The 2,682-nt window shown below is 23.5% G+C and carries 3 protein-coding genes; all 3 read left to right on the top strand.

Features of this window, described 5'->3' with window-relative positions; translation table 4 throughout:
* Positions 1-313: hypothetical protein (locus EHV01_RS04615; RefSeq protein WP_422066420.1), on the top strand; the 313-nt coding region annotated here is incomplete at its 5' end.
* Between the two features lie 6 nt (positions 314-319).
* Entirely contained in the window at positions 320-934 is a 615-nt protein-coding gene (locus EHV01_RS04610) for a hypothetical protein (RefSeq protein ID WP_422066418.1), read from the top strand.
* Between the two features lie 293 nt (positions 935-1,227).
* The gene (locus EHV01_RS04605) at positions 1,228-2,514 is read left to right on the top strand and encodes a hypothetical protein (protein ID WP_422066417.1); all 1,287 of its coding nucleotides are present in this window, start codon (positions 1,228-1,230) and stop codon (positions 2,512-2,514) included.
* Positions 2,515-2,682 lie beyond the last annotated feature (168 nt).

The raw sequence follows: 2,682 nt of genomic DNA, 5'->3' as shown, positions 1-2,682 counted from the left end.
TGTAATTCCATCATCAAATAAAATTGATATTAGTGGGATTAATAAATTAGATAAACCAACTATTCATGTTGACGATCCAACTCAAACAACAGCCGAACAATTAAAATCACAATTTAAAGCTGTCGTTTTAAAAGCAATTAAAGCCATAGATAGTTCTTTAACTGAGAATGATTATGATTACTTTATTGAAGCTAAGGGTGAAGATTGACCAATTAATATTACAAATGATAAAACTGTTGAAGTTCAAATTGAGGGTAAAAATAACGCTACTGGTCAAACAAACCCAATTGATGTAGTAATTAAAAATGCTTAATAAGATATGAACTTATTAATATTACGAGTTTTAACTTTATTAGCAGAGAACTTAGGCAATAATGTAGTAATAAATAAATTTGTTAATTTAATTAATAAAGTTAATAAATTTGCTTCATATTATGCTAATCCATTACAAAAAATTACAAATAAGATTGAAGATATTTATCAGTGGTTAAATCCTTTTACTTATTTAGATTTAATTAAAAAAGGTCATAAAAAAGAAATTCAACAAATATTAAGTCAATTAGAAAAAGATAATAATATTAAAAATAGAGAACAATTTAAAAATGAAAATTATCTAAATACTAATTGACAACCTTTAAATAGTAGTTGACTTGATAGTGGTATGTTTAATATTACAAATAAATTAACTTTAACAGGTAATTTAACTATTTTAATATATACAAAAACATCAAAACATCCGAAATTTTATGGACCTTATGTTTATCCTAGTGTTCCTGTTGAAATTTGAAAATTATTAAGTAATACTGTATCTAATGCTGGGACTTTATTTTGACGTTATTGATTAAGAAAATGATTACCTAGTCATTTAAGAAATTATATTAAAAAACGATTACCACAAACATTAAAAGAAAAATATTCCAAAGGGAACTACTAAATTAACATTACCAACAGTTCAAAAATTACAACAAATTAAAAAGTTTATTAATAATTTAAAGATTGGACATTTTAACTTTAATTTTGCTGGTGAAATTAATAATAAAAAATGATATCGAGAGCGAAAAAGTGATGTTAAAAATATTAAGAACTTATATAAAACACCAGTTAAAAATAAATTTTATCAGGCTAATAAATCTATTAAAGTAATTAATAAAACTAAAAGAAAAGTTAATAGTTATAAACCATCTAATTTAAAAAATAAATATCGTAATCAATTAAGGGGTGTTTTATATGGAAAATAATTTAAGTAATTTGTTATTTATAACAGTTGAAAATGTGAAAGAGAGTAAACTTTGACAACCTATTAATGATAGAAAACAATCTGCTTATAATGATAATTTAATTTATAATGCTATTTTAAAAACTAGTTTATGAATGGATAGATTATCAGGTGGAACAATTTCAGATAAAATAAATAAAAAAGAATTATTTCCATGAGTAAAAAAAGATAATACTGGTTTAATTGAATATAATAAATGATTAAGTTATATTCAATCTGCTTGTTTATTAGCAGTTATAAATTGATATTTACCAAAAGGAGTAAATGATTTAACTGGTAGTGCTTCATTTTCACAAGGTGGAGTTGCTTATTCTCAAACTAATGACCCTGAAGCAAATGAAAATATTACTCGTGATGTAAAAAATGCTTTAAAATTAGCCGGTGAAATAATTGATATTATATCTAGTAAAACAGTATCTAGACCTTATAATTATAGTTTAAATAATTATGCTCATTCATGAGAAGAAGAATATAAACATATTAGTAAAAAAACTTTTTATCCAACATTATTATTTTGATTAAAAGAACGATTACAAACAGATAATTCAATAAATATTACTTACCCAATTATTAATGATTTTTCTAAAATTGATTATAATGAATATATTAAATTAATAGTTCCATTTGATAATAACACGATTTATTATGAAGATAATGTCTGAAAAGCAAAACAAAGTGGTGATATTCCATCAGATGGTATTAAAGATAGTGATTTAAATAAAAATTATATTTATAAGCAAGATGGTAAATATATTGTAAAAACATCACAAGATTTATTAACTAATTATTATGATGCAACTGCCATTGATAATTTTTTATTAAATAAACAAGATAAATTAGTAAGTGGGACAAACATTAAAACTATTAATAGTAATTCATTATTAGGAAGTGGTGATATTTCAATTAGTGGTGGTAATGATTGAGAAGAAGTTGATACTGGTGATTTTAGAGTTGGTCAAATCGGATATAATATTCCTAATTTTGATAAAGAAAATTATATTTATAGAATTTGAGCCTCAGGAAAAGATAGTAAAGGAGATTTAAAGAGTCAAGGAATGTTGCAAACAAGGCGCAGTTTTACACAAACAATAGGTGTTATATATGATCAAATAGCTGTTAATAGTGCATGTTTAGCATTATCTATTAATCCTGATGGATTGATTAATATTGGAGTTAATGGTCCAGCAACATTTAAATCTTTGAGATTTGTGTTTATTGAAAGAAAAAAAGTAATTTAGGAAGGAATTAAATTAATGAAACAAGATAAAACAACTTGATTAAAAGGCGCTTTACCTTGAAATTGATTTAAAAAAGACCCTATTCCGACTTATAATTGAACTCATAAAGATATTAGAGAATGAGATAGAAAATATAAAATTCGTAGTTGGGTAGTTAGTTTTTATACA

It is taken from the genome of Spiroplasma sp. hy2 (genome assembly GCF_044714365.1).
GTDB lineage: Bacteria > Bacillota_I > Bacilli_A > Mycoplasmatales > Mycoplasmataceae > Spiroplasma > Spiroplasma phoeniceum.
Note: the sequence above shows the minus strand (reverse complement) of the source record. Positions and strands in the feature narration are given on the sequence as shown.